The organism is Pandoraea soli (assembly GCF_902459595.1).
In the GTDB taxonomy this organism is placed as follows: Bacteria; Pseudomonadota; Gammaproteobacteria; order Burkholderiales; family Burkholderiaceae; genus Pandoraea; species Pandoraea cepalis.
Map to the genome: position 1 here is coordinate 41,014 of NZ_CABPSG010000010.1, position 26,417 is coordinate 67,430.

A 26,417-nucleotide genomic window follows, 5' to 3' on the forward strand; every position below is an offset into this window, starting at 1 on the left:
GGGGACAGGGCGAGCGCCGCCTTACAGGCCGGTATGCTCAGCAATATAGGCCTTCACGCTCGCGACGTCGTTCGGCACCGTCTCGACGCGCTGCGGCAGCGATTCGAGCTGCTCGAATCCGGCCGGGCGCGGCGGCTCGCGATGCAACGCCTCGCGAATCGTCTCGGCAAACTTCGCGGGCTGGGCGGTCTCGAGCACCACCATCGGCACGCCGGGTTCGAGCGCTTCGCGCGCGACCTTCACACCGTCGGCCGTGTGCGTGTCGATGACCACGTCGTAGCGCTTGGCCACGTCCTGGATCGTCGCCACGCGATCGGCATGCGTGCTGCGCCCCGAAACGAAACCGAACCGCGCCACACGCGCGAACGCCTCGGTACCCGACAGATCGAAGCCGCCTTCGCGCTCGACTTTCGAGAGCAGCTCGGCGGTCGCCTTCGCATCGCGACCGAGCAGATCGAACAGGAAACGTTCGAAGTTCGACGCCTTCGAGATATCCATGCTCGGGCTGCTGGTGTGGAAGGTTTCGGCGGACTTGCGCACGCGGTAGTGACCGGTGCGGAAGAACTCGTCGAGCACGTCGTTCTCGTTCGTGGCCACGACCAGCTTGCGGATCGGCAGACCCATCATGCGGGCGATATGGCCGGCGCAAACGTTGCCGAAGTTGCCCGACGGCACCGTGAACGACACCTCACCGTCGTGGCCCGACTGACCGCCCGTAGCGGCGAAGTAGCCCTTGAAGTAGTACACGACCTGCGCCACGACCCGCGCCCAGTTGATCGAATTGACCGTACCGATCTTGTAGCGCGCCTTGTACGCATGATCGTTCGACACCGCCTTGACGATGTCCTGTGCGTCGTCGAACACGCCCTCGACCGCGAGGTTGAAGATGTTCGGATCCTGCAGGCTGTACATCTGGGCCGTCTGAAACGCACTCATCTTGCCGGCCGGCGAGAGCATGAAGACGCGAATGCCTTCCTTGCCGCGCATGGCATACTCGGCCGCGCTGCCCGTGTCGCCCGACGTCGCGCCGAGAATGTTGAGTGCATCGCCGTGCTGCGCCAGCGCATACTCGAACAGGTTGCCCAGCAACTGCATGGCCATGTCCTTGAACGCCAGCGTCGGGCCGTTCGAGAGCGCCAGCAGCGAGAGTTGCGTGCCCCCTTCGACCCCCAGCGGCAGCAGCGGCGTGATATCGGCCGCATCCTCGCCCGGACGCACATTGCGGTACACCTCGGCGGTGTACGTGCGCGCCGTCAGGTCGGCCAGGATCTCGGCCGGAATGTCGCCTGCGAATTTGGCCAGCACCTTCGCGGCCAGCTCCGCGTACGACAACTGGCGCCAGGCGCGCAGCTCGTCAGCCGTCACCTGCGGGTATTGCGTCGGCAGATACAGACCGCCATCCGGGGCCAGGCCGCCAAGCAGAATGCTGGAGAACGATTGCGGCTCGCCCGAGGTGAGGCCCGCGCCGCGCGTGGAGATGTATTTCATGGGGATCGTGTCCTGTCGTATCGGTTCGTGTGGCCGGCGCTCAGCTGAGCGCCTCCATACGGATGCGCGTGACCTTCGAGAGCACGGTGTCCATCGACTCGATCTTCGCGATGGCCGAATTGATGTGCTTTTCCTGGGTCTGGTGCGTCAGGATGATGATGTCGGTCTGATGCTCGCCCTCACGCGATTCCTTCTGCAGCAAGGCGTCGATGGAGATATCCAGATCGGCGAGGATGCGCGTGATTTCCGCCATCACCCCCGCGCGATCGACCACGCGCAGACGCAGGTAGTAGCTGGTCGTGACCTCGTCGATGGGCAGCACTGGGGTGTTCGACAGCGCGTCGTGCTGGAACGCCAGGTGCGGCACGCGATGCTCCGGATCGGCCGTTTGCAGACGCGTCACGTCGACGATGTCGGCCACCACGGCCGAGGCGGTCGGCTCGGCGCCCGCGCCCTTGCCGTAATACAGCGTGGCGCCCACGGCGTCGCCCTGCACCAGCACGGCGTTCATGGCGCCTTCCACGTTGGCGATGAGGCGCTTGGCCGGAATCAGCGTCGGATGCACGCGCAATTCGATACCGGCCTCGGTGCGACGCGTGATCCCCAGCAGCTTGATGCGGTAGCCAAACTCCTCCGCATACTTGATGTCCAGCGCCGAGAGCTTGGTGATGCCTTCGACATACGCGCGCTCGAACTGCACCGGGACGCCGAACGCGATGGCGCTCATGAGCGTGAGCTTGTGCGCGGCGTCAACGCCTTCGATGTCGAACGTCGGGTCCGCTTCCGCGTAGCCCAGACGCTGCGCGTCGGCAAGGGCCACGTCGAAGTCGATGCCCTTGTCGCGCATCTCCGAAAGAATGAAGTTCGTGGTGCCGTTGATGATGCCGGCGATCCACTCGATGCGGTTGGCGGTCAGGCCCTCGCGCAGCGCCTTGATGATGGGAATGCCCCCGGCGACGGCCGCTTCGAAGGCGACCATCACGTTGGCCTTGCGCGCGGCGGCGAAAATCTCGTTGCCGTACAGGGCCAGCAGCGCCTTGTTGGCCGTGACCACGTGCTTGCCGTTCTCGATCGCCTTGAGGACCAGTTCCTTCGTGAGGTCGTAGCCGCCGATGGTCTCGACCACGACATCGATGTCCGGATCGTTGACCACGTCGAACGGATCGCCCGTCACGACGGCGGCGCTGCCCACGAGGCCTCGGGCGCGTTCGACATTTCGCACCGCGACCTTCGTAATCTCGATCCCCCGGCCGGCGCGACGTTGAATTTCTTCCTGGTTGCGAGCCAGTACCTGGAAGGCGCCGTAGCCTACCGTGCCAAGGCCGAGCAGGCCCACTTTGATCGGTTTCATGCAGTTTTACTCAAAAGTCGAAATCGGGTGGCGCGCATCACTTGCCGTGGCGACGGCGATAACCGTCAAGGAAGCGGGCAATGCGACTGATGGCGTCTTCCAGGTCGCCCTCGTGAGGCAGGAACACTACGCGGAAATGGTCGGGATGCATCCAGTTGAAGCCGCTGCCCTGCACCAGCAGGACCTTCTCTTCGAGCAGCAACTGGAGAATGAAGTCCTGATCGTTGGCGATGGGATACATCGCCGGATCGAGACGCGGGAACAGATACAGCGCGGCCTTTGGCTTCACGCAGGTCACGCCGGGAATGTCGGTGAGCATGCGGTGCGCGATCTCGCGCTGCTCATACAGGCGTCCGCCCGGCACGATCAGGTCCTTGATGCTCTGGTAGCCGCCGAGCGCCGTCTGGATGGCGTACTGGCCGGGAACGTTCGGGCACAGGCGCATCGAGGCCAGAATGTTCAGCCCTTCGATGTAGTCGCTCGCCGGACGCTTGTCGCCCGACACGACCATCCAGCCCGCGCGGTAACCGCACGCGCGATAGCTCTTGGACAGGCCGTTGAACGTGATGGTGAGCACGTCCTCGGACAGTGAACCGATCGAGGTGTGCTCCGCGCCGTCGTAGACGATCTTGTCGTAGATCTCGTCGGCGTAAATGATGAGCTTGTGCTCGCGCGCGAGGGCGACGATGTCTTTGAGCAGTTCGTCCGAGTAGAGCGCGCCGGTCGGGTTGTTCGGGTTGATGATGACGATCGCGCGCGTATTCGGCGTGATCTTCTTGCGGATGTCGGCGAGATCCGGTTGCCAGTCCGCCTGCTCGTCGCAGACGTAATGCACCGGCGTGCCGCCCGACAGGCTGACGGCTGCCGTCCAGAGCGGGTAGTCGGGCGCGGGCACGAGCACTTCGTCGCCGTCGTTGAGCAGCGCCTGCATGGCCATCACGATCAGCTCGGAGGCCCCGTTGCCGAGGTAGATGTCGTCGAGCTGGACGTCCTTGATGCGCTTTTGCTGGCAGTAGTGCATGATCGCCTTGCGCGCCGCGAACACGCCCCGCGAGTCCGAGTAACCGGCCGAATTCGGCAGATTTCGGATCATGTCCTGCACGATTTCGTCGGGCGGCTCGAAACCGAACGGCGCCAGATTGCCGATGTTCAGTTTGATGACGCGATGCCCCTCGTCTTCCATGCGCTTGGCATGTTCGAGCACGGGGCCACGAATGTCGTAGCAGACATTCTGCAATTTCAGCGATTTGAGGATCGGTTTCACGGCGGTTGTGGTCTTGACGGGCGGCGCAGGGGTCCGGACGAGCCGGCAAGCAGGCGGGACGCACGGCGCACCGGCGGTCGGACGGCGATGTGCGCGAAGCGCACAGGGCACCGCATTTCCCCGGTTTAGGCGTGGCAAATGCCGCACTGCAACGGTTTTGCCGTGCTGCGTACGGCAAAAAGCTATAATTTAGCCAATTATGACAGAGTTCGGCAATGCATCATTGACGGTTTGCGCCATGCGAGGCAAGATGCCCGCCCGTTGAACGATCTGCCGACGTGCATCCACCCCCGGGGCAAGCCCTGGGCAGGGAATCTTTCTAAAGTGAAACTGCATCAAGACCCGTCGCAAGCATTGAACACGGTCACCGGCTACGGCCGGGGCTATGTCGAGGTCAACAAGATTCGTCACGAGCACAGCGTGATCATTGCGCCCGAGGGCGAGATCCAGGCCTGGCCGGTGTCGCGCTTCGACGCGCTCGAATCCGCCCATTTCGACCAATTGCATGCCCTCGACCCCGAAGTCGTGATCTTCGGCAGCGGTGAGCGCCTGCGCTTCGCGCATCCGCGCCTGACCACGTCGCTCACCAGCCGGCGCGTTGGCGTCGACTCCATGGACACCCAGGCCGCCTGCCGCACCTACAACATCCTGATGAGCGAAGGGCGCCGCGTCGTGCTCGCCCTGCTCATCGAGACCGAGGCGACTGCGTGAGCCGCCGCCCGCTCGCCTCCGGCCTGCCGGCTGCTGCCCCGCTCGCGTCCTCTGCCCTGCCCGCCCCCGCCGCGCCGCCCGCGGCCTACCCGCTCTCGCCGGCCGCCTTCTGGCTGCTGCTCGTGGTGTTCGCGCTCGTATGGTTCGGCGTGCTCGACTACCGCCACCTGATCGCGAGCGACGAAGGCCGTTACGCGGAAATGGCGCGCGAGATGTGGGTCACGGGCGACTGGATCACGCCCCGCTACAACGGCTACAAATATTTCGAGAAGCCGCCGCTGCAAACGTGGATGAATGCGCTCACGTTCGCGGCGTTCGGGCTTGGGGAATGGCAAGCCCGGCTGTGGACCGCGCTCACGGGGTTCGCGGGCGTGCTGATGGTCGGTTTTACCGGCCGGCGCGTGTTCAATGCCCGTGTGGGTCTGTTCGCGGCCGTCGCACTCGCCAGCGCGCCGCTGTGGTCGTTGCTCGGGCACTTCAACGTGCTGGACATGGGCCTGTCGTTTTTCATGGGACTCTCGCTGTGCGCCCTGCTTCTGGCACAGCGCCCGGGACTTCCGCGCCCCGCCGTGCGCGCCTGGATGTGGCTGTGCTGGGCGGCCATGGCGCTCGCCGTGCTGAGCAAGGGGCTCGTCGGCATCGTGCTGCCGGGCGCCGTGCTCGTGCTCTATACGCTCATTGCACGGGACTGGGCCTTGTGGCGACGCCTGTACCTGGGTAGCGGCCTGATCGTTTTTTTCGCGCTGGCGGCCCCGTGGTTCGTGCTGGTGCAAATGCGCAACCCCGAATTCTTCGACTTCTTCTTCATCAACGAACACTTCCGCCGCTTCGCGATGGAGGGGCATAACCGCGATGGCGCGCCGTGGTACTTCGTGCCCGTGTTCCTCGTCGGCTTCCTGCCCTGGCTGTCGGTCCTGCCGGGCACCGTACGCGCCACGCTGCGCATGCCCCGCCAGCCCAACGGCTTCGCCCCCGCGCTGATGCTGTGGGTGTGGTCGGCGTTCATCTTCGTATTCTTCAGCGCCTCGCACTCGAAGCTGATCTCGTATCTGCTGCCCATTGCGCCGGCCATGGCGCTGCTCTTCGGCCTGTATCTGGCGCAATTGCGGCGCGACACCGTGCGCTTGCACCTGGCTGGTTATGCGATCCTGCTGATTGCCGCGCTCGTGATGGTGGCCATCTTCGCGGGACGTCCCGCGAGCGTGCGCAATCCGAACGAGTTGTACAAGGCGTTCCAGATCTGGCTGTATGTCGCGATCGGCATCGGCCTGGCCGGCACGCTCGTGGCATGGCGACTGGCGCGCCATAGTGCGCGGCGCGCGCTGCTCACCTTTGCCGGCGGCATGCTGTTGTTCGTGACCGTCGGCGGCATGGGACACGAAGTATTCGGGCGCCAAAGCTCAGGTGTGTTGCTCGTGCCGGCCATCAAGGCCGAGATGCAGCGTCTCGGGCCGAATGTGCCGTTCTATTCGGTCAATGTGCTCGATCACACCCTGCCGTACTACCTCGGCCGCACGATGATCATGGTGCAGCACCCGGACGAACTGGAATTCGGTGTGAAGCAGGAGCCGCAGAAATGGCTGTCCACGCTCGACGACTTCTACGCCCGCTGGCGCGCCGATCCGAAAGCGCTCGCGCTGGTCGATCCGGACACATTCGGCAAGCTCGAAGCCGAGCACTTGCCCATGCGGATCGTCGCGCGTGACGCCCGCCGCGTCGTGATCGCCAAACCCCTGGCGGAAGACAACGTAAAATAGTGCATCCGGCTATCGTTTGATCCGTTTGCGTCGACGGCTCTGGCCGGAGACGGCGACAAAAACCGGCTGACGCGCTTAGGGAAACTAAGCGCCAGCCAATTTGCGGTATCCATAATTATTCACAAACGTTCATCAACGTTCCATGAATCTCGCTACGTTTTCACTTATTCTCACGGGCGTACTGCTCAATGCATGCGCCCAGTTGTTGCTCAAGGCCGGCGCCAACTCGATCGGCGCGCTTGAGTTCACGCGTGCCAACATCGTGCCCATCGGCCTCAAGCTGGCCACGCAAGTGCCGATCATGGGCGGGCTCGTGTGTTATGCGATCAGCGTGGTCGTCTGGATTCTGGCACTCTCGCGCGTCGAGGTCTCGATCGCGTACCCGATGCTCTCGCTCGGCTACGTGGTGAACGCCTTTGCCGCGTGGTACCTGTTTGGCGAGGCGCTGTCGATGCAGCGTGTCGTGGCCATCGGCATCATCCTGGTCGGCGTTTATATTCTTGCGCGCAGCTAAGGCTGCTGACGGACCGTAATCACGGACGCGCAGCAACAAGCAAGCGCTGGCGCTTCTCCCCCTGTTTATCTGAGGCTTGGTCTTAATCATGAGCGACTCGGCAACCGCCCAACCGAATCTACCGTTTCTGCCGTTCACGCGGCCGAGCATCGACGACGCCACCATCGCCGGCGTTACCGAGGTGCTGCGTTCTGGCTGGATCACCTCGGGCCCGCAAGTGCAGGCCTTCGAGAAGGCCTTGTCCGACTATTTTGGCGGACGCCCGGTGCGCGTCTTCAACTCGGGCACCGCGACGCTCGAAATCGGCCTGCGCCTCGCCGGCGTGCAAGACGGTGACGAAGTGATCACCACGTCGCTGTCGTGGGTCGCCACGGCCAACGTGATTCTGGAAGTCGGCGCGACGCCCGTATTCGTCGACGTCGACCCGGCGACCCGCAATCTCGATCTCGATCTGCTCGAAAAGGCGATCACCCCCAAGACCCGCGCGATCATCCCGGTCTATCTCGCCGGGCTGCCGCTCGACATGGACCGGCTGTACGACATCGCGCGCCGTCACAACCTTCGCGTGATCGAGGACGCCGCGCAAGCCATGGGTTCGACCTGGGGCGGCAAGCGCATCGGCGCCTTCGGCGACCTCGTCTCGTTCAGCTTCCACGCCAACAAGAACCTGACCTCCATCGAAGGCGGTGCACTCGTCTTCAACAATGAGGACGAAGCCCGTCTGGCCGAGAAGTACCGTCTGCAGGGCGTGACCCGCACGGGCTTCGACGGCATGGACGTCGACGTGCTCGGCGGCAAGTTCAACCTCACGGACGTTGCCGCACGCGTCGGCCTCGGCCAGATGCCGCATCTGGCGGAATTCAATCACCGTCGCACGGCGCTGGCGCGGCTGTATTTCGATACGTTCGCGGGCGGCGCGGCCGTGGCGCTCGGCCTCGGCCTGCCGCACGCCGACTTCACGAACTCGAACTGGCACATGTTCCAGGTCGAGCTGCCGCTGGAGCGCCTCACGATCGACCGCGCGGGTTTCATGGAAAAACTCAAGGCGCGCGGCATCGGCAGTGGCGTGCATTACCCGGCCATCCACCTGTTTACGCTCTACCGCAGGCTCGGCTTCCGGGAAGGGCAGTTCCCGCATACGGAGCGTCTGGGCCGTTCGATCCTGACGTTGCCTCTCTTCCCCGCCATGACGGATGCCGACGTTGCGCGCGTCTGCGAAGCCGTCAACGCCCTCTGCGCCGACCATCAAAAATGACCTGTCCACAACTCTCCATCGTCATCCCGGTTTATAACGAAGAGGCCGGGCTCGCCGCCCTCTTCGCCCGGCTGTATCCGGCGCTCGACAAGCTGGGCGTGGCTTATGAAGTGGTGTTCGTCAACGACGGCAGCCGCGACCGCTCGGCCGCATTGCTTGCCGAGCAGTTCCGCGCGCGCCCGGACACGACGCGCGTCGTGCTGTTCAACGGCAACTACGGACAACACATGGCCATTCTGGCCGGCTTCGAACACACGCGCGGCGAATGGGTCGTCACGCTTGATGCCGACCTGCAGAACCCGCCCGAGGAAATCGGCAAGCTCGTCGAGAAACTGGCGGCCGGTCACGACTACGTGGGCACGGTGCGCATGAACCGTCAGGACACATGGTTCCGCCGCCATGCCTCGCGCGCCATGAACCGCCTGCGCGAGCGCATCACGCGCATTCGCATGACCGATCAGGGCTGCATGCTGCGCGGCTACAGCCGCCATATCGTCGACACGGTCAATCAGTGCCGTGAGATCAACACGTTCATTCCCGCGCTGGCCTACACGTTCGCGCAAAACCCCACCGAAGTCGACGTCGCCCACGAAGAGCGCTTCGCCGGCGAGTCGAAGTATTCGCTCTATAGCCTGATTCGTCTGAATTTCGACCTCGTCACTGGCTTCTCGGTGGTGCCGTTGCAATGGCTCTCGGGCGTCGGCATTACGCTCTCGGCGGCCTCCGGCCTGCTGTTTGTCGTGCTGATCGCCCGCCGCTTCCTCTTCGGCTCGGAAGTTCAGGGCGTGTTCACGCTGTTCGCCGTCACGTTCTGTCTGCTGGGCGTGATCCTGTTCGGCATGGGCCTGCTCGGCGAGTACATCGGCCGCATCTACCAACAGGTTCGCCAGCGTCCGCGCTATCTGGTGCAAGCCGTGCTGGAAGACACGTCGTCCGGCCAACCGGACAAGGGGACCGGCGCGACGTCGAGCGTGCGTCAGACGACCGGCGCCACGGAACTGGGATCGCACGCCTCATGAGCGCTCAAGTGCCCCAAGCCGCCAAAGCCGTCGTCTTTGCGTATCACAATGTCGGCGTGCGCTGCCTGCAGGTGCTACTCGCGCGCGGTGTCGACGTCGCACTCGTCGTCACCCATCAGGACAATCCGAACGAGAACATCTGGTTCGGCAGCGTGGCCAGTATCGCCGCCGAGCACGGCATCCCGGTCGTCACCCCCGACGATCCGACCGATCCCGCGCTCGCCGCGCAATTGCGCGCCATCGCGCCGGACTTCATCTTTTCCTTTTACTACCGCCACATGATTCCCGTGGCGGTGCTCGAAATCGCCTCGCGCGGCGCCTTCAACATGCACGGGTCGCTGCTGCCGAAGTATCGCGGCCGCGTACCGGTGAATTGGGCGGTTTTGCAAGGCGAAACAGAAACGGGCGCAACGCTGCACGAGATGGCCGCCAAGCCGGATGCCGGCGCCATCATCGACCAGACCGCCGTGCCGATCCTGCCGGACGATACGGCGGGCGAGGTCTTCGAGAAAGTCACGGTTGCCGCCGAGCAGACGCTCTGGCGCTGCCTGCCGGGCCTGATCGCCGGCACGGCACCGCGACAGGTGAACGAACTGAGCGCAGGTAGCTACTTTGGCGGACGCAAGCCGGAAGACGGCCGCATCGACTGGTCGAAACCCGCAAAGGACGTCTACAACCTCATTCGCGCGGTCGCGCCGCCCTATCCGGGGGCGTTTACCGATGTGGCGGACCGTCGCTGGGTTGTCACGCACGCCCGTTTGTCACGCGCGCCGGCGCCCGCCGGTTTGCCCTGCGGACTGCAAGTAGTGGATAATGCGCTCCTTGGCGTTTGTGGCGACGCAAATGCTGTCGTCATTCATGAACTAATGCTGGACGGCAAAGCAGTCACGCCGGCACAGTTTTCCCAGCTCAATCACTGACCGCAATATGAAAAAAGTCCTGATTCTCGGTGTCAACGGGTTCATCGGCCACCATCTGTCGAAGCGCATCCTGGAGACGACCGACTGGGAAGTTTATGGCATGGACATGCTCACCGATCGCCTCGGCGATCTGATCAACCACGAGCGCATGCACTTCTTCGAAGGCGACATCACGATCAACAAGGAGTGGGTCGAGTACCACGTCCGCAAGTGTGACGTGATCCTGCCGCTCGTCGCCATCGCCACGCCGGCCACCTATGTGAAGGCCCCGCTGCGTGTGTTCGAACTCGACTTCGAGGCGAACCTGCCGATCGTGCGCTCGGCCGTGAAGTATGGCAAACACCTGGTGTTCCCGTCGACCTCCGAGGTCTACGGCATGTGCACCGACGGCGAGTTCGATCCGGAAAACTCGCCGCTGATCTACGGCCCGATCAACAAGCCGCGCTGGATCTACGCTTGCTCGAAGCAGCTCATGGATCGTGTGATCTGGGGCTACGGCATGCAGGAAGGCCTGAATTTCTCGCTGTTCCGCCCGTTCAACTGGATCGGCGCCGGCCTCGACTCGATCTACACGCCGAAGGAAGGGTCGTCGCGCGTGGTCACGCAGTTCCTCGGCCACATCGCTCGCGGCGAGAACATCAGCCTGGTCGACGGCGGCAGCCAGAAGCGTGCCTTTACCGATATTGACGACGGTATCGACGCCCTGGTGCGCATCATCGATAACAAGAACAACATCGCCAGCGGCAAGATCTACAACATCGGCAACCCGACGAACAACTTCTCGGTGCGCGAGTTGGCCAACATGATGCTCAAGCTGGCCGCCGAATATCCTGAGTACGCCGACACGGCCAAGAAGGTTCAACTCGTCGAGACCTCGTCGGGCGCCTACTACGGCAACGGCTATCAGGACGTGCAAAATCGCGTGCCGAAGATCGAGAACACCATGCAGGAACTCGGCTGGGCACCGACCACGTCGATGGACGACGCGCTGCGCAAGATTTTCGAAGCGTATCGTGGCCATGTTGCCGAAGCGCGCCGTCTGGTCGAGGCCGAGTAAGGCACAGTCGAGGCACGCCCGGGCGGCCTCCGTCCGGTCTCTCGCCTCGGGGTTGCGGGCAGCGCATTGCCGCCCATTGCAGTCCATCGCATTGCACGCCCGGTGCGCCCTCGGCGCATCGGGCGTTTTTGACTCGGTAGTTTGTTTCGCAGTTCAGGATATCGCTTGAGGTCATCGCGATATCTCACTCAAGGGCGGCTATGGCCAACATTGTCCTGAAGATCGACGTCGACACGCTGCGCGGCACACGCGAAGGCGTGCCCAATCTGCTCGCCGCACTGGCCGAGCATGACGCGCAAGCGACGTTCCTGTTCAGCCTCGGGCCGGACCACACCGGTTGGGCGCTCAAGCGCGTCTTCCGTCCCGGCTTCCTGAAGAAGGTCTCGCGCACGTCAGTGGTTGAGCACTACGGCTTCAAAACGCTCATGTACGGCACGTTGCTCCCCGGCCCGGATATCGGGCGGCGTGCGGCCGACGTCATGCGCACCGTGCGAGACGCGGGCCACGAGACCGGCATCCACACGTGGGACCACACGTATTGGCAAGACAATGTGCGCACGCGCGACGCTGCCTGGACGCAGCATCAGATGTCGCAGGCGCATGCGCGTTTCATCCAGGTCTTCGGTGCGCCGCCGCGCACGCATGGCGCGGCCGGCTGGCAGATGAATCCTCACGCGTTTCGGCAGATCGACGCCTGGGGCATGAAGTATGCGTCGGACGGACGCGGCGCGGCCCCGCACTACCCAATCGTCGATGGCGTACGGCTGCAGCATGTACAGATGCCGACGACGCTGCCGACGGTGGACGAGTTGCTGGGCATCGACGGTCGCGACATCCACGGCGTGGCCGAGCATCTGCTTGCCCTGACCCGCGATCCGGCGCAAGATCACGTGTTCACCCTTCACGCAGAACTCGAAGGTCAGAAACTGGCCCCGCTGTTCCGTCAATTGCTGGCCGGATGGCGCCGCCAAGGACACGCCCTGGTGACGATGGGTCAATATTACGAGACGCTCGATCTTGCCTCGCTACCGGCGCATCCCGTCGTGTGGGGCGAAATTCCGGGCCGCTCGGGCGATCTGATTCTCGAGGGCCAGGCCACTGCCTGAACCCGTTTTCGATCCACTTCCCCGTTCCGGCCTTGCAAGGCCACCCAAGGAGACCATAGTGACGGTAGCCATCGACACCCCCGTGCCCGATTTCACCGCACCGGCCACCGGCGGCGATTTTTCGCTCAAGGCGCATCGCGGCCAGAAGGTGGTGATCTATTTTTACCCGAAGGACAATACCCCCGGCTGCACGACGGAAGGCATGAACTTCCGCGACAACTACGATCAGTTCCAGGCCGCCGGGGCGCAAATCGTCGGCGTGTCGCGCGACAGCCTTCGCTCGCACGAAAACTTCCAGAGAAAGCTCGAACTGCCATTCCCGCTGATCTCGGACGGCGACGAAGCGATTTGCCAATTGTTCGGTGTCATCAAGCTGAAAAAACTGTATGGCAAGGAACATCTGGGGATCGAACGCAGCACGTTTCTGATCGACGAAAAAGGGGTGTTGCGCAACGAGTGGCGCAGCGTACGCGTGCCCGATCACGTTGCCGAAGTGCTGAGCGTCGTGCAGGCGCTCTGATCCGCGACAGGCCTTGGCAATGCCTTGGCGCATCAGGCGCCGGGTGTCGTCGCCGGCCCCGCGCAAGCGCGCTTCTGTCAGGTGTTGCATGAGGACCGAAAGCGACCGCCAGTGCGGACATTCGGCGCTATACAAGCACGACAAGAGACGTTATAGTCAGCCGTAATGATGAAGCGCATTGAACCAGACTATTGCAGGCGTTGCCACGGCGGCGCCTTCAGCCAAGCCGCCTCTCCGGTGCGTCCGGGCAGGCGGCTTTTTTGTTGCCGGGACGTGGGGTACCGCAGTCTGTCCCGGCCGAGTCGTGTTGTGTTTTCTTGAACGGGAAATCTATGCCATTGCCATCGGCGCCGACCAAACCGGGCTCGTTGCTCGCCCCGGAACAATTCCCCACTCGCCTCAAACCTTCGCGCACGGAGGCCAAGAAACCGATCCCCTCGTCTGAGCAACTCGCACTGGGCGAGACGTCCGGTGCCACGGGTGCCGGCACGACCGAATTGAAAGTCGTCCCGAAACCTGCGGCCGCACCGCAGACGACAGTACAGCCGTCGCCTGCCGCGCGTTCGCCCCAGTCGCCCCCGGCGGCCGAGTCGAACGGCGCGACGCCCTCTCTCAAGGCCGTGAAGCCGACGGCGACGGGCACGGGGTCGAAACGTGCACGCGTCAAGGATCAGGAGCCCGCCAAGCTCTTCGTGCTCGATACGAACGTGCTCATGCACGACCCGAGCAGCCTGTTCCGCTTCGAAGAGCACGACGTCTATCTGCCGATGATGACGTTGGAAGAGCTGGACAACCACAAGAAGGGCATGTCGGAAGTGGCGCGCAATGCGCGTCAGGTGAGCCGCACCCTCGACGGGCTGGTCGCCGAGAGCGGCACGAAGTCGATGGCCGAAGGCATTCTCCTCTCGCGGCTCGGCAACAAGGACGCCACGGGCCGCCTGTACTTCCAGACCGACCTGACCGACGTGCCGCCGCTCGACGGATTGCCGCAAGGCAAGGCCGACAATCAGATTCTCGGCGTCGTACGGGCCTTGCAGGACAAGTTCCGCGATCGCCAGGTCGTGCTGGTGTCGAAGGACATCAACATGCGCGTCAAGGCGCATGCGCTCGGCCTGCCCGCGGAAGACTACTTCAACGACAAGGTCCTCGAGGACAGCGATCTGCTCTACTCGGGCGTGATGCCCCTGCCGACGGACTTCTGGACCAAGCACGGCAAGGGCATGGAGAGCTGGCAGGACAATCGCACCGGCACCACGTTCTACCGCATTACCGGGCCGCTCTGCGCGAGCTTCCTCATCAATCAGTTCGTTTATCTGGAGACGAACAACGGCGAGGCGCCGTTCTACGCGCAGGTTCGCGAGATCAACGGCAAGACGGCGCTGCTGCAAACGCTGCGCGACTATGGCCACCACAAGAACAACGTGTGGGGCATCACGGCGCGCAACCGTGAGCAGAACTTCGCGCTGAACCTGCTGATGAATCCCGAAGTGGACTTCATCACGCTGCTCGGCCAGGCGGGTACCGGCAAGACGCTGCTGGCGCTGGCTGCCGGTCTGGCGCAAACGCTCGACGAGAAGCGCTACAACGAAATCATCATCACGCGCGCCACCGTGCCTGTCGGTGAAGATATCGGCTTCCTGCCCGGCACCGAGGAAGAGAAGATGCAACCGTGGATGGGCGCGTTCGACGACAACCTCGAAGTGCTGCAGAAGACCGACGATTCCGCCGGCGAATGGGGCCGCGCGGCCACGCAGGAACTGATTCGCTCGCGACTCAAGGTCAAGAGCATGAACTTCATGCGCGGTCGCACGTTCGTGAACAAGTTCGTCATCATCGACGAGGCGCAGAACCTTACGCCGAAGCAGATGAAGACGCTCGTGACACGCGCAGGCCCCGGTACCAAGCTGATCTGTCTGGGCAACATCGCGCAGATCGATACGCCGTACCTGACCGAAGGCAGCTCGGGCCTCACCTACGTGGTCGATCGATTCAAGGGATGGGGACACAGCGGGCACGTCACGCTGGCGCGCGGCGAACGTTCGCGTCTGGCCGACTACGCAGCGGAAATCCTCTGACGTCTGCCGACCGCGGACGGCGAGTCTGTTCACTCTTCGCCCTACGCTCCACGCTCAACAAGACGGCGCCTTCGGGCGCCGTTTTTTTTGACCGCTGGCGTCGCCAAGGCGGAGCGTACCGACAACAACGTCGCCCGGGAATCCGCTGATTTGTGACGTCGATGCCACAGAACGCCCGTCTTTCGGCGCTTTTACGGTGCATCGGCCCGCTAAGCGTCGTAAACTCGGCGCATGCGACTGTTCCCTCGCCTCCTCGCTCGCGACGTGACGCATCCGGCTATCCCGCCGAACGCGTGGGGCCGTTGCGTGGGCGCGCTGGCGCTGACGTTGCTGGTCGCGGCTTGTTCGTCGGGCCCATCAATCCGACAAGGCGGCAGTGCGAACTATGGCAACCGTACGATGGGGCCGGAGCGCAGCGCGGGTCAGGAGGAAATCACGCTCGAAGCGATGAGCCTCGTTGGCATTCCTTACCGCTACGGCGGCAATACCCCGGATTCCGGTTTCGATTGCAGCGGTCTCGTGCGCTATGTCGTGGCGCGCGCCGCTGGTGTGAACCTGCCCCGCACAACGGCCGACATGAGTGGTGTGGGCACACCGTTGGCGCGCGACGACCTCGCCTCGGGCGATCTCATCTTCTTCAACACGACGGGACGCGCCCACTCGCACGTAGGCATTTACGTGGGTCAGGGGCAGTTCGTACACGCGCCGAACACTGGCGGCATGGTGCGCCTGGAGAGCCTCTTCATTCCGTATTGGGCGCGCCGGATCGATGGTGTTCGACGCGTCGCAGCGAACAAGGCCCCCGCGGGTAATACGACTTACGTGAATCGGTCGGCGCCGGCCTCGCTCGCTCAGACGCCCGCCGCGGCAACGCCGCCGAGCGAGCCTGTGACCCCGCCGAACACAGCACCGAACCACCCGGTTACCGGGGCGACGCCATCCCCGATGGTAACGCCGCAGGTCTTGGTGCCGAGTCGCACAGCCAATCTTGCCGCCCCAGCCCCGCAGGACGACGATCCGATCGCTCGCTTCGCCAACAGCTCGATGTAATCACTTCCGACAGACGAGAATCGGTTGAGAGTGGATTGAAGGGTCAGCGCAAGTGCCCAAGCAGCGTCGCGGCGCCGCCGACATTGATCGCCATGCCCACCAGCGTGGTGACCGGACGGCGATGCAAGCAACGATGGATCAATGCAGTCATGTTAGCCTCCCACGAGATCGATTAAACACTATGGTAAAATAGTAATTGATCGCTATTCGCTATAGAAATTGATTCTCTCGATGGTGTCGATACGACCTGTCAATGTCGCCACGCCGCTCGCGAGGCTGAAGCAGGAGACAAAAAAAGCGGCCGAAGCCGCTTTTTTCGTTGCCCGGGCAGGTCACACCGTCATGAGACGGCAGCCCGCCGAACCAACATCACAGAATCTGCTTGCCGACCCACCAGGCGATCGCGGCGATGAACGCCGAGGCCGGGATCGTCAGCACCCATGCCCAGACGATGTTGCCTGCCACCCCCCAGCGCACTGCCGAGAGCTTGCGCGTAGCGCCAACGCCCACGATGGCGCCGGTGATGGTGTGCGTGGTCGAGACCGGCACGCCGAGCCACGACGCGAAGAACAGCGTGAACGCCCCGCCGGTTTCGGCACAGAAGCCGCCGACCGGCTTGAGCTTGGTGATCTTCTGCCCCATCGTGCGCACGATACGCCAGCCACCGAACATGGTGCCCAGACCAATCGCCAGATAGCAGCCCACGATCACCCACAGCGGCGGTTCCGCGGCTTCCTGCGGCCACATGCCCGCGGCGATCAGCAGCATCCAGATGATACCGATGGTCTTCTGAGCGTCGTTACCGCCGTGCCCCAGGCTGTACATACCGGCTGAGATCAGTTGCAAGCGGCGGAACCAGCGGTCCACGCGCGCGGGTGGCGTGCGGAAGAACAGCCAGGACACCAGCAGCATGAAGAACGAACCGAGCACGAAACCGAGCAGCGGCGAGATGAAAATGAACGCGACCGTTTGCAGCAGGCCACTCGTGACGAGCGAGCCCGTGCCCGCCTTGGCCACCGCAGCGCCGACCAACCCACCGATCAGCGCGTGCGACGAACTCGACGGAATGCCGTAGTACCAGGTAATCACGTTCCACGCGATCGCCCCGACGAGGGCGCCGAAGATCACGTAGTGATCGACGATTTCGGGATGAACCGTTCCCTTGCCCACCGTCGCCGCGACTTTCAGATGAAAGACGAACAGCGCGATCACGTTGAACATGGCGGCGAAAGCCACCGCCTGATGCGGCTTGAGCACGCCCGTCGAGACCACCGTGGCGATCGAGTTGGCGGCGTCGTGAAAGCCATTCATGAAGTCGAACAGGAGCGCAAGTGCGACCAACAGTCCGATCAGCCAAAGGCTGATGTGCAGCGTTGCCATCGAAAGTCTCCGCTCAGGCGTTTTCCAGCACAATGCCTTCGATGATGTTGGCAACGTCCTCGCACTTATCGGTCACCGATTCGAGCAATTCGGACACGGCCTTTTGCTTGATCAGCTCCTTCACGTCGGATTCTTCGCGAAACAACTTCGAGAGCGATGCACGCAACAAGCGGTCGGCTTCCGATTCGAGCCCGTCGATTTCCTCGCAGAGCTTCAGGATCTCGCGCGCACGATCCATGTCGCTGAGCAGCGCCACGGTGCTTTGCACCCGTTCGCAGCACTTCACACAGATCTCGCCCAGCGTACGTGCCTCGGACGGCACGCTCTTGATGTCGTACATCCACACGGCCGTCGCCACGTCTTCCATCAGATCCAGGATGTCGTCCATCGTGCTGATCAGCTTGTGGATCTCATCGCGATCGAACGGCGTGATGAACGTCTTGTGCATCAGGTCGATGGTCTCGTGCGTGATGCGATCCGCTTTCTTCTCGTTGTTCTGCACGGCAACGGTGCGTGCCTCGGCATTGGGCAGATCGTTGAGCATGGCAGACAGCTCGCGGCTGCCGGCAACCATACACGCCGCGTGCTGGTTGAACAGCTCAAAGAACTTGCCCTCGGTGGGCATGAAGCGACCGAACATTATTGGAAAACTCCGGATATTGATAGGGGACGGGCTGACACAAAAACGTCACATTCTACCTCGTTGCGGGCGTACGTTACCGCACCCCCGTACGAATGGGTGGAAATCAATGCGTCAGTATTGGGGACCGGCCAGATTGTCGAACTTCGTATACGCCCCAATGAACGCCAGACGCACCTGACCGATAGGACCATTACGCTGTTTCGCGATGATGATCTCGGCGGTGCCCTTGTCGGGCGTATCCGGGTTGTACACTTCGTCGCGATAGATGAACAGGATGATGTCGGCATCCTGTTCGATAGCGCCCGATTCACGCAAGTCCGACATGACCGGACGCTTGTTCGGGCGTTGTTCAAGACTACGGTTGAGCTGCGAGAGCGCAATCACCGGCACGTTCAGCTCCTTGGCGAGCCCCTTGAGCGAACGCGAAATCTCGGAGATTTCGGTCGCACGGTTCTCGCCGTGGCCCGAACCACTCATCAACTGAAGATAATCGATGATGATCAGCCCCAGCTTGCCGCACTGACGCGCCAGACGACGTGCTCGCGCGCGCAGTTCCATCGGATTGAGCGCCGGGGTCTCGTCGACGAAAAGCTGCGTCTCGTTCATCTTCTGCATGGCGTGCGTGAGCTTCGGCCAGTCTTCGTCGACCAGCTTGCCGGTACGCAGCCGATGTTGATCGAGACGCCCCACCGACCCCAGCATACGCATGGCCAGTTGCGTGCCCGGCATTTCCATCGAGAACACGGCGACCGGCAGCCCTTCTTCCACGGCAATATGCTCGCCGATGTTCATCGACAGCGTCGTTTTACCCATCGACGGGCGGCCAGCCACGATGATCAGATCACCGCCGTTGAAACCCGACGTCATGCGATCAAGGTCGACGAAGCCCGTCGGAATACCGGTGATGTCGCTCCCGCCTTCGCGGTGGTACAGCTCGTCGATGCGCTCGACCACCTGCGTGAGCAGCGGTTGCAGTTCAAGGAAGCCGTTCGTGCTGCGCGAGCCTTCTTCCGCGATGGCAAACACCTTCGCTTCGGCCTCATCGAGCATCTGACGCACTTCCCTACCCTGCGGATTGAAGGCGTCGGAGGCAATCTCGTCGGCCACCGTCACGAGCTTGCGCAGCACCGCGCGGTCACGCACGATTTCCGCGTAACGACGGATGTTCGCGGCACTCGGCGTGTTCTGCGCCAGGGCGTTCAGGTAGGCGAGCCCGCCCACGTCCTCGGCTTTGCCGGCGGAGGTGAGCGATTCGAAAACGGTGATCACGTCGGCAGGACGGTCGCTGGAGATCAACCGACCGATGTGCTGGTAGATCAGCCGGTGGTCGTAGCGGTAGAAGTCCGATTCGGCCAGAAAGTCGCCGATTCGATCCCAGGCACCGTTGTCGAGCAGCAGCCCGCCGAGCACGGATTGCTCCGCCTCGATAGAGTGCGGCGGCACTTTGAGAGAATCGAGCTGGGGATCGGGAGCGTTCATGCCGGGCATTATACCGTCCCCGCGCTCACGGTCGGTTCCGGCGAAATCCCGCTTGCGCGACGATTTATCCGAACGTGTTTTGTTCAGCAGTTTACCGGGAGGCAGCATAAGGCGGAGCTATCGAACGTGAGGAACGTGGAAGGGAGTGCGCAACCGGGCTGCGGTCGGCATAGACCTGACGGCACGGCCATCGGAAAACCCGGCAACCGACACGACAGAAGGAACAGGCATAAAAAAACGGAAGCCGGCGGACCGACTTCCGTTTTTTGCTCGCGTCGGGAAGCTGACGCGGATACGGCTTAGGCGTGCTCGCCCAGCACCGACACGTTCACGTCAACGACGACGTCCGTGTGCAGCGCCACTTGGACCGGGAAGTCACCCACAGTCTTGAGCGGGCCGTTCGGCAGGCGCACTTGCATCTTCTCGACCTTGAAACCTTGGGTGCCCAGGGCTTCAGCGATGTCGAAGTTGGTGACCGAACCGAACAGACGACCGTCAACGCCGGCCTTCTGCGAGATTTGCACGGTCAGGCCCGACAGCTTTTCGCCTTCGGCTTGTGCGGCGGCCAGCTTCTCGGTGGCAGCCTTTTCCAGGTCGGCACGGCGAACTTCGAACTCGGCGATCGCGTCCTTGGTGGCGCGACGCGCCTTCTTGGTCGGGATCAGGAAGTTACGTGCGAAACCATCCTTGACCTTCACGATGTCGCCCAGGTTACCCAGGTTGACGACTTTTTCCAGCAGAATCACTTGCATTATCTATTCTCCTTCGTCGACTGGCGATTAAGCACCGTGCAGATCGGTGTACGGCATCAGCGCGAGGAAACGCGCACGCTTGATGGCCGTGTCGAGCTGGCGCTGGTAGTGCGCCTTGGTGCCCGTCAGGCGAGCCGGGGTGATCTTGCCGTTGTCGCCGATGAAGTCCTTCAGCGTCTCGATATCCTTGTAATCGATCTGGTCAACACCAGCGACGGTGAAGCGGCAGAACTTCTTGCGCTTGAACAGCGGGTTTTGCTGTTGGCGGCGGCGATCAAACTTCTTGTTTTTACCGTTAGGACGCGGCATGTTCAACAATCCTTTTCAAATACTTGCAATGCTGTGATGTGAAACACCAGGGTGCGGCTATTGCGATGCTTCTTGGCCAGAAACCCTGCCCACTGGGCCGGTTTCTCCAGTCCCAACGCCATGACTTTGGCACTGAGGGGACCGATCGCAACGGCTGGCATCGAGAACTCGACCTGTCGGGCCACGCCCGACTCTTCAACAGTTCCCGCATGGGCCAGCGTGACCTCGATCACGGGAAGCCCGGCTGGGGTATAGCGCAGCGTGCCGATTTCGACGATGCTGGCTTCAAGCCGTAAGCGATTCACGCGGTCGACGTTTCCGTGGATTCCCTGATGCGTTCCGGTGCGCTAATTACGATGCGGCGGCTTCGGTCGCGGGCGTCGCGGCAGCCTTCTTGGCTTCTTCGCGGGCCACTTCCTTCATCATCGGCGACGGTGCGGTCTCGGCCTTCTTCATGCGAACCACGAGGTGGCGCAGCACGGCGTCGTTGAACTTGAATGCGTGTTCCAGCTCGTCCAGGGTTTCCTGGTCGCATTCGATGTTCATGCAGACGTAGTGAGCCTTCGCCAGCTTCTCGATCATGTACGCCAGTTGACGGCGGCCCCAGTCTTCGATGCGATGGATCTGACCGGCCTTGGCCGTCACCATGCTCTTGTAGCGCTCGATCATCGCAGGCACTTGCTCGCTCTGATCGGGGTGAACGATAAATACGATTTCATAATGACGCATATATAAGCTCCTTATGGACAAAGCCGCCCGGGCGTCAAAACCAGTGCAGCAAGGTTGCAGAACCCGCGATTCTAGCGGATTTCACGTCGATCATCAACTGCCGTCTCATCAGGACCGGTCAAGTGTTTTCCAGCCAATAGTTCGGACGGGCGTAGATCTGCCGCAGTTGATCGATGAACAGGCGCACCCGCGCGGGCTGGAAGCGCTGTTGGGGATACACGGCGAGGATGTCGTAGTCGGGTAGCGCGTACTCGTCGAGCACGGTCTCCAGTTCGCCGGAGAGCAGTTCGCGCTGGATTTCCCACGTCGAGCGCCAGCCCAGCCCGATGCCCTCCAGCGACCAGCGGTGCAGCAACTCCCCGTCGTTGCAGTCCAGACTGCCCGCCACACGAATCGTCACGAGCTTGCCCTGGCGCTTGAAGTACCAACCGCGCTGCTGGCCGCCTTGCAGGTTGAACGCGAGGCAGTTGTGCCTGGCCAGGTCTTCGAGCGTCTTCGGACGGCCGTAGCGGGCGAAATATGCCGGGGTGCCGCACACCACACGCCGGTTCTGGGCGAGTTTGACGGCCACGAAATTCGGATCGACCGAGCCGCCGATGCGAATGCCCATGTCGTACCCCTCGCGCACGAGGTCGACCACGCGGTCGGTCAGGTTGAACGAAATCTGCACCTCGGGGTGCAGGCGCAGGAACGCCGGCGCATGCGGCGCGACATGCTTGCGCCCGAACGCCGCCGGGGCCGACACGATCAGGTGCCCCGAAACGGCATGACGCCCCGCGCTGATTTCGTTCTCGGCCATCTCCCAGTCGCCGAGCAACTGTTTGCAGCGCTCCAGGAAAGCGCCGCCCTCTTCCGACAACGCAAGCCGACGCGTCGAGCGGTACATCAGCTTGATGCCCAGGCGCTTTTCGAGCGCGTCGATACGCCGCCCGAGGATCACCGGCGAGACCCCTTCCTTTAAGGCCGCGGCGGCCAGACTGCCCGCTTCGGCCACCTGGACGAAGGTTTCGATCTGTTTGAAACGGTCCATGCCCCCTCCATTCGATACTTTTTGTTCTTAAAAAAACGATCTTTTGTGATCTTATCAAACAAATCGTACCGGCTTAAAGTGGCTTCCAACACATTGACTCATTACCCATTGGAGACGTCACATGGCCAAGATGACCGCCGTAGAGGCCGCAATTCGAGTGCTCGAGAAAGAAGGTGTCACCACCGCATTCGGTGTGCCCGGTGCTGCCATCAACCCGTTCTATTCGGCAATGCGCAAGGCCGGCAGCGTGGAGCACGTGCTCGCACGCCACGTCGAGGGCGCGTCCCACATGGCCGAAGGTTACACCCGCGCCGAAGCCGGCAATATCGGCCTGTGCATCGGCACCTCGGGTCCGGCGGGCACCGACATGATTACCGGCCTGTACTCCGCCTGGGCCGATTCGATTCCTATCCTGTGCATCACGGGTCAGGCGCCGCGCGCCCGTCTGTACAAGGAAGATTTCCAGGCCGTCGACATCGAGACGATCGCCAAGCCGGTCACCAAGTGGGCCGTGACGGTGCGCGAACCCGCGCTCGTGCCGCGCGTGTTCCAACAGGCATTCCACCTGATGCGCTCGGGCCGTCCGGGTCCGGTGCTCATCGATCTGCCGTTCGACGTGCAGGTTGCCGAGATCGAATTCGATCCGGACACCTACGAACCGCTGCCGGTGTACAAGCCCGCGGCCACGCGCGCCCAGATCGAGAAGGCCATTCAGATGCTGGTGGCATCGGAGCGCCCGCTCATCGTCTCGGGCGGTGGTGTGATCAATGCCGACGCCGCCGACCTGCTCGTTGAGTTCGCCGAGACGGTGAACGTGCCGGTCGTGCCCACGCTCATGGGCTGGGGCACCATCGCCGACGACCATCCGCTCATGGCGGGCATGGTCGGACTGCAGACCTCGCATCGCTTCGGCAATGCGACGATGCTCGCCTCGGACTTCGTGATGGGCATCGGCAATCGCTGGGCCAACCGCCACACGGGCAGCGTCGACGTGTTCACCAAGGGCCGCAAGTTCGTGCACGTCGACATCGAGCCGACGCAAATCGGTCGGGTGTTCGGTCCGGACTACGGCATCGTCTCCGACGCCAAGGCCGCGCTCACGTTGTTCGTGGAAGTCGCCAAGGAACTGAAGGCCGCCGGCCGTCTGCCGGATCGTGCGCAATGGGTGGCCGATTGCCAGAAGCGCAAGCGCACCATGCTGCGCCGCACGGACTTCGATCAGGTGCCGATCAAGCCGCAGCGCGTGTACCAGGAGATGAATGCATTCTTCGGTCGCGATGTGCGCTATGTCTCGACCATCGGTCTGTCGCAGATCGCCGCCGCGCAGTTCCTGCACGTGAACAAGCCGCGCCACTGGATCAACTGCGGCCAGGCAGGCCCGCTGGGCTGGACGGTGCCGGCCGCCATCGGGGCGAAGGTTGCCTCACCGTCGTCGGACGTGGTGGCGATCTCGGGCGACTATGACTTCCAGTTCATGATCGAAGAGCTGGCCGTGGCCGCGCAGTTCAAGGTGCCGTACATCCACGTGGTCGTGAACAACTCGTACCTGGGCCTGATCCGTCAGGCGCAGCGCAACTTCGACATGGACTACTGCGTGCAGCTCGCGTTCGAGAACGTGAACTCGCCGGAAGTCAACGGTTACGGCGTCGATCACGTGAAGGTGGCCGAAGGCCTCGGCGTGAAGGCGATCCGTGTGTTCCAGCCGAACGACATCCAGCCGGCGTTCGCCCAGGCCCGCAAGCTGATGGCCGAGTTCTCTGTGCCGGTGATCGTGGAAGTGATTCTCGAGCGTGTGACCAACATTGCGATGGGCACCGAGATCAACAACGTCAACGAGTTCGAAGACATCATCGACGTGGTGGAAGAAGACAACGCAGTGTCGGCGTAAGTCAACGCTGTAAAACGGTTTGCGGGGCGCGTGCGTCCCCTGCGCTCTCGGCTAGACCCCTTGAACGAAAAAAGCAGGCGCCCCGCAACCTTGCAACACCCTGGCATCGAAATCGTCGAAACCACCCCCTAAAAGAGAGAAAGAGGAGTCAGCGCAATGCCGAAATTTGCCGCCAATCTGACCATGCTGTTCAACGAGGTGCCGTTCCTCGACCGCTTCAAGGCGGCCGCCGCAGCGGGCTTTCGCGGCGTGGAGTTCCTGTTCCCGTACGCGTTTCATCGCGACCAGATCGCTGACAAGCTGAACCAGTACCAACTCGATCTCGTGCTGCACAACCTGCCCGCCGGCAACTGGGATGCGGGCGAGCGCGGCATCGCGATCTTCCCCGAGCGCGTGCCCGAATTCCGCGACGGCGTGGGCGAAGCCATCACCTACGCCAAGGCGCTGGGTGTAAAGCAACTGAACTGCCTCGTGGGCAAGCAAGGCGCGGACCTGTCGACGCAAGTCGCGCAAGACACGCTCGTGGGTAACCTGCGCTTCGCCGCCGATGCGCTCAAGGCCGAAGGCATCCGACTGCTGGTCGAGCCGATCAACACGTACGACATTCCCGGCTTCTTCGTGAACCGCACGAAGCAGGCGCTGGAGATCTTCGACGCCGTGGGTTCGGACAACCTGTTCCTGCAGTACGACATCTATCACATGCAGCGCATGGAAGGCGAACTCGCCAAGACCATCGAGACGAATCTGGCGCGCATCGCTCACGTGCAACTGGCGGACAACCCGGGCCGCAACGAGCCGGGCACGGGCGAGATCAACTACGCCTACCTGTTCGCGTTCCTCGACCGCATTGGCTACCAGGGCTGGATCGGTTGCGAGTACAAACCGGCCACCACCACGACCGAGGGCCTCGGCTGGTTCAAGGCAGCGGGCCTGCGCGAAGCGGCGTAATTCCTACGCTCCCCCATACCCACCGCACGGCACCTCCCCCGGTGGCATGCGGAAGAAACGAAGGCGTATCCGCCCGAGGCGGTGCGCCGGCTGACCGGGTTTCGACGAGGAAGGGCCCCGCCGGCCGCATGCAGGGGGCATGCGGCCGGAGCACGGGGGCGCCGCGATAAGGCGTCACCGCCCCGCTCGTCTGAGCGTCAGCGACACCACATCACACTTTGGCAACAAGGAGTCACGAAATGGCACAACTCGGTTTCATTGGTCTGGGCATCATGGGCGCGCCGATGGCGAAGCATCTGCAAAATGCCGGTCACAAGCTGTTCCTGTATGAGCGCCGCACGCCCCCGCAAGACCTGATCGACGGTCAGGCCACGGTCTGCACGTCGGCCAAGGAAGTCGCCAAACGCGCCGACATCGTCTTCGTGATGGTGCCGGATACCCCTGACGTGGGTGCCGTCCTGTTCGGTCAGGACGGTCTGGCCGAAGGCCTGTCGGCAGGCAAGATCGTCGTGGACATGAGCTCCATCTCGCCAATCGAAACGAAGGAATACGCCAAGAAGGTCAAGGCACTGGGCTGCGAATACCTCGACGCCCCGGTCTCGGGCGGCGAAGTCGGCGCAAAGGGCGCCACGCTGTCGATCATGGTCGGCGGCTCGCAAGCGGCGTTCGACGATGTGAAGCCGTTCTTCGAGCTGATGGGCAAGAACATCACGCTCGTGGGCGAGAGCGGTGCCGGCCAGACCTGCAAGGTCGCCAACCAGATCGTGGTCGCGCTGACGATCGAAGCCGTGGGCGAAGCACTGCTGTTCGCGTCGAAGGCCGGTGCCGATCCCGCGAAGGTGCGTGAGGCGCTGATGGGTGGCTTCGCGTCGTCGCGCATTCTCGAAGTGCACGGCGAGCGCATGGTCAAGCGCAACTTCGAACCGGGCTTCCGCATTGCCCTGCACCAGAAGGATCTGAATCTGGCGCTGCAAAGCGCCAAGGCCCTCGGCGTATCGTTGCCGAACACGGCCACGTGCCAGGAGCTGTTCAACGCCTGTGCCGCGAACGGCGGCGCCGCGTGGGATCACTCGGGCATGGTGCGCGCGCTGGAAATGCTGGCCAACCATACCGTGGCGTGAGGCATTGACCACGTAGGGAGCGTCAGGCCATCAGGGAGATGCTGTGGATGA

The 26,417-nt window shown here is 62.9% G+C and carries 25 protein-coding genes; 14 read left to right on the top strand and 11 right to left on the bottom strand.

Annotated features, from left to right (window positions below; genetic code table 11):
- Positions 1–21 precede the first annotated feature (21 nt).
- Genes thrC through PSO31014_RS16895 form a run of 3 tightly spaced genes read right to left on the bottom strand, consistent with a single transcriptional unit; the run spans position 22 to position 4,103 of the window.
- Complete coding sequence (gene thrC, locus PSO31014_RS16885; RefSeq protein WP_150552683.1) at positions 22–1,488, bottom strand: threonine synthase; 1,467 nt, start codon at positions 1,486–1,488, stop codon at positions 22–24.
- A gap of 40 nt (positions 1,489–1,528) precedes the next feature.
- Positions 1,529–2,839, bottom strand: coding sequence for a homoserine dehydrogenase (locus PSO31014_RS16890; protein WP_150552684.1), 1,311 nt, complete (start codon positions 2,837–2,839; stop codon positions 1,529–1,531).
- 37 nt (positions 2,840–2,876) lie between these two features.
- Complete coding sequence (locus PSO31014_RS16895; protein WP_017232271.1) at positions 2,877–4,103, bottom strand: pyridoxal phosphate-dependent aminotransferase; 1,227 nt, start codon at positions 4,101–4,103, stop codon at positions 2,877–2,879.
- 324 nt (positions 4,104–4,427) lie between these two features.
- Between PSO31014_RS16895 and PSO31014_RS16900 the strand changes: the two genes are divergently transcribed.
- The 11 genes from PSO31014_RS16900 (at position 4,428) to PSO31014_RS16950 (ending at position 16,087) form a co-directional block, all read left to right on the top strand.
- The gene (locus PSO31014_RS16900; protein ID WP_130027810.1) at positions 4,428–4,814 is read left to right on the top strand and encodes an Mth938-like domain-containing protein; all 387 of its coding nucleotides are present in this window, start codon (positions 4,428–4,430) and stop codon (positions 4,812–4,814) included.
- A gap of 56 nt (positions 4,815–4,870) precedes the next feature.
- Positions 4,871–6,571 carry a glycosyltransferase family 39 protein gene (locus PSO31014_RS16905; RefSeq protein ID WP_174976559.1) on the top strand — a complete coding sequence of 567 codons (1,701 nt, stop codon included), beginning with the start codon at positions 4,871–4,873 and terminating at the stop codon, positions 6,569–6,571.
- Positions 6,572–6,713: 142 nt separating this feature from the next.
- The gene (locus tag PSO31014_RS16910; RefSeq protein WP_150552686.1) at positions 6,714–7,085 is read left to right on the top strand and encodes an SMR family transporter; all 372 of its coding nucleotides are present in this window, start codon (positions 6,714–6,716) and stop codon (positions 7,083–7,085) included.
- A gap of 88 nt (positions 7,086–7,173) precedes the next feature.
- Positions 7,174–8,340, top strand: a complete 1,167-nt coding sequence (locus tag PSO31014_RS16915) for a DegT/DnrJ/EryC1/StrS family aminotransferase (protein WP_150552687.1) — start codon at positions 7,174–7,176, stop codon at positions 8,338–8,340.
- Positions 8,337–9,359, top strand: coding sequence for a glycosyltransferase (locus tag PSO31014_RS16920; protein ID WP_150552688.1), 1,023 nt, complete (start codon positions 8,337–8,339; stop codon positions 9,357–9,359). Before PSO31014_RS16915 ends, PSO31014_RS16920 begins: the two co-directional genes overlap by 4 nt.
- Complete coding sequence (locus PSO31014_RS16925) at positions 9,356–10,279, top strand: formyltransferase (protein ID WP_150552689.1); 924 nt, start codon at positions 9,356–9,358, stop codon at positions 10,277–10,279. The genes PSO31014_RS16920 and PSO31014_RS16925 overlap by 4 nt, the downstream gene beginning before the upstream one ends.
- 7 nt (positions 10,280–10,286) lie before the next feature.
- Positions 10,287–11,336 carry a bifunctional UDP-4-keto-pentose/UDP-xylose synthase gene (locus tag PSO31014_RS16930; RefSeq protein WP_130025768.1) on the top strand — a complete coding sequence of 350 codons (1,050 nt, stop codon included), beginning with the start codon at positions 10,287–10,289 and terminating at the stop codon, positions 11,334–11,336.
- A 200-nt stretch (positions 11,337–11,536) separates the two neighbouring features.
- Positions 11,537–12,442 carry a polysaccharide deacetylase family protein gene (locus tag PSO31014_RS16935; protein WP_150552690.1) on the top strand — a complete coding sequence of 302 codons (906 nt, stop codon included), beginning with the start codon at positions 11,537–11,539 and terminating at the stop codon, positions 12,440–12,442.
- 58 nt (positions 12,443–12,500) lie between these two features.
- On the top strand, positions 12,501–12,962 hold the full coding sequence (locus PSO31014_RS16940) for a peroxiredoxin (protein WP_150552691.1): 462 nt from the start codon (positions 12,501–12,503) through the stop codon (positions 12,960–12,962).
- Positions 12,963–13,294: 332 nt separating this feature from the next.
- Positions 13,295–15,037 carry a PhoH family protein gene (locus PSO31014_RS16945; RefSeq protein ID WP_150552692.1) on the top strand — a complete coding sequence of 581 codons (1,743 nt, stop codon included), beginning with the start codon at positions 13,295–13,297 and terminating at the stop codon, positions 15,035–15,037.
- Positions 15,038–15,268: 231 nt separating this feature from the next.
- Positions 15,269–16,087 (top strand): C40 family peptidase, encoded by an 819-nt coding sequence (locus tag PSO31014_RS16950; protein WP_150552693.1) that lies wholly within the window; start codon positions 15,269–15,271, stop codon positions 16,085–16,087.
- 369 nt (positions 16,088–16,456) lie between these two features.
- Here PSO31014_RS16950 and PSO31014_RS16955 read toward each other — a convergent pair whose 3' ends face one another.
- The 8 genes from PSO31014_RS16955 to PSO31014_RS16990 form a co-directional block, all read right to left on the bottom strand.
- Positions 16,457–17,467 (bottom strand): inorganic phosphate transporter, encoded by a 1,011-nt coding sequence (locus tag PSO31014_RS16955; protein ID WP_017232284.1) that lies wholly within the window; start codon positions 17,465–17,467, stop codon positions 16,457–16,459.
- A gap of 13 nt (positions 17,468–17,480) precedes the next feature.
- Positions 17,481–18,107 carry a DUF47 domain-containing protein gene (locus tag PSO31014_RS16960; RefSeq protein WP_150552694.1) on the bottom strand — a complete coding sequence of 209 codons (627 nt, stop codon included), beginning with the start codon at positions 18,105–18,107 and terminating at the stop codon, positions 17,481–17,483.
- Positions 18,108–18,221: 114 nt separating this feature from the next.
- On the bottom strand, positions 18,222–19,589 hold the full coding sequence (locus PSO31014_RS16965) for a replicative DNA helicase (RefSeq protein ID WP_150552695.1): 1,368 nt from the start codon (positions 19,587–19,589) through the stop codon (positions 18,222–18,224).
- Positions 19,590–19,888: 299 nt separating this feature from the next.
- The gene (rplI, locus tag PSO31014_RS16970) at positions 19,889–20,341 is read right to left on the bottom strand and encodes a 50S ribosomal protein L9 (protein WP_150552696.1); all 453 of its coding nucleotides are present in this window, start codon (positions 20,339–20,341) and stop codon (positions 19,889–19,891) included.
- Between the two features lie 27 nt (positions 20,342–20,368).
- Entirely contained in the window at positions 20,369–20,650 is a 282-nt protein-coding gene (rpsR, locus tag PSO31014_RS16975) for a 30S ribosomal protein S18 (protein WP_017232288.1), read from the bottom strand.
- 2 nt (positions 20,651–20,652) lie between these two features.
- Positions 20,653–20,955: a primosomal replication protein N gene (gene priB / locus PSO31014_RS16980; protein WP_150552697.1), complete on the bottom strand. Its 303-nt coding sequence runs from the start codon at positions 20,953–20,955 to the stop codon at positions 20,653–20,655.
- 46 nt (positions 20,956–21,001) lie between these two features.
- On the bottom strand, positions 21,002–21,379 hold the full coding sequence (gene rpsF, locus PSO31014_RS16985; RefSeq protein WP_017232290.1) for a 30S ribosomal protein S6: 378 nt from the start codon (positions 21,377–21,379) through the stop codon (positions 21,002–21,004).
- 118 nt (positions 21,380–21,497) lie between these two features.
- Positions 21,498–22,409: a LysR family transcriptional regulator gene (locus tag PSO31014_RS16990; protein WP_150552698.1), complete on the bottom strand. Its 912-nt coding sequence runs from the start codon at positions 22,407–22,409 to the stop codon at positions 21,498–21,500.
- Between the two features lie 121 nt (positions 22,410–22,530).
- Between PSO31014_RS16990 and gcl the strand changes: the two genes are divergently transcribed.
- The 3 genes from gcl (at position 22,531) to glxR (ending at position 26,366) form a co-directional block, all read left to right on the top strand.
- Positions 22,531–24,297, top strand: a complete 1,767-nt coding sequence (gene gcl / locus PSO31014_RS16995) for a glyoxylate carboligase (protein WP_017232292.1) — start codon at positions 22,531–22,533, stop codon at positions 24,295–24,297.
- Positions 24,298–24,453: 156 nt separating this feature from the next.
- Positions 24,454–25,245 carry a hydroxypyruvate isomerase gene (hyi, locus tag PSO31014_RS17000; RefSeq protein ID WP_150552699.1) on the top strand — a complete coding sequence of 264 codons (792 nt, stop codon included), beginning with the start codon at positions 24,454–24,456 and terminating at the stop codon, positions 25,243–25,245.
- 218 nt (positions 25,246–25,463) lie between these two features.
- A complete protein-coding gene (glxR, locus tag PSO31014_RS17005; RefSeq protein WP_281349129.1) occupies positions 25,464–26,366 on the top strand; it encodes a 2-hydroxy-3-oxopropionate reductase in 903 nt (300 codons plus the stop codon).
- Positions 26,367–26,417: the final 51 nt, after the last annotated feature.

Coding starts and splice junctions, on each gene's coding strand:
- PSO31014_RS16945 (WP_150552692.1), top strand. CDS start 13,295: ATGCCATTGCCATCGGCGCCGACCAAACCGGGCTCGTTGCTCGCCCCG.
- gcl (WP_017232292.1), top strand. CDS start 22,531: ATGGCCAAGATGACCGCCGTAGAGGCCGCAATTCGAGTGCTCGAGAAA.
- PSO31014_RS16960 (WP_150552694.1), bottom strand. CDS start 18,107: ATGTTCGGTCGCTTCATGCCCACCGAGGGCAAGTTCTTTGAGCTGTTC.
- PSO31014_RS16965 (WP_150552695.1), bottom strand. CDS start 19,589: ATGAACGCTCCCGATCCCCAGCTCGATTCTCTCAAAGTGCCGCCGCAC.
- PSO31014_RS16990 (WP_150552698.1), bottom strand. CDS start 22,409: ATGGACCGTTTCAAACAGATCGAAACCTTCGTCCAGGTGGCCGAAGCG.
- PSO31014_RS16920 (WP_150552688.1), top strand. CDS start 8,337: ATGACCTGTCCACAACTCTCCATCGTCATCCCGGTTTATAACGAAGAG.
- hyi (WP_150552699.1), top strand. CDS start 24,454: ATGCCGAAATTTGCCGCCAATCTGACCATGCTGTTCAACGAGGTGCCG.
- rpsR (WP_017232288.1), bottom strand. CDS start 20,650: ATGCCGCGTCCTAACGGTAAAAACAAGAAGTTTGATCGCCGCCGCCAA.
- thrC (WP_150552683.1), bottom strand. CDS start 1,488: ATGAAATACATCTCCACGCGCGGCGCGGGCCTCACCTCGGGCGAGCCG.
- PSO31014_RS16910 (WP_150552686.1), top strand. CDS start 6,714: ATGAATCTCGCTACGTTTTCACTTATTCTCACGGGCGTACTGCTCAAT.
- PSO31014_RS16915 (WP_150552687.1), top strand. CDS start 7,174: ATGAGCGACTCGGCAACCGCCCAACCGAATCTACCGTTTCTGCCGTTC.
- PSO31014_RS16935 (WP_150552690.1), top strand. CDS start 11,537: ATGGCCAACATTGTCCTGAAGATCGACGTCGACACGCTGCGCGGCACA.
- PSO31014_RS16925 (WP_150552689.1), top strand. CDS start 9,356: ATGAGCGCTCAAGTGCCCCAAGCCGCCAAAGCCGTCGTCTTTGCGTAT.
- PSO31014_RS16955 (WP_017232284.1), bottom strand. CDS start 17,467: ATGGCAACGCTGCACATCAGCCTTTGGCTGATCGGACTGTTGGTCGCA.
- PSO31014_RS16930 (WP_130025768.1), top strand. CDS start 10,287: ATGAAAAAAGTCCTGATTCTCGGTGTCAACGGGTTCATCGGCCACCAT.
- PSO31014_RS16950 (WP_150552693.1), top strand. CDS start 15,269: ATGCGACTGTTCCCTCGCCTCCTCGCTCGCGACGTGACGCATCCGGCT.
- rplI (WP_150552696.1), bottom strand. CDS start 20,341: ATGCAAGTGATTCTGCTGGAAAAAGTCGTCAACCTGGGTAACCTGGGC.
- PSO31014_RS16890 (WP_150552684.1), bottom strand. CDS start 2,839: ATGAAACCGATCAAAGTGGGCCTGCTCGGCCTTGGCACGGTAGGCTAC.
- rpsF (WP_017232290.1), bottom strand. CDS start 21,379: ATGCGTCATTATGAAATCGTATTTATCGTTCACCCCGATCAGAGCGAG.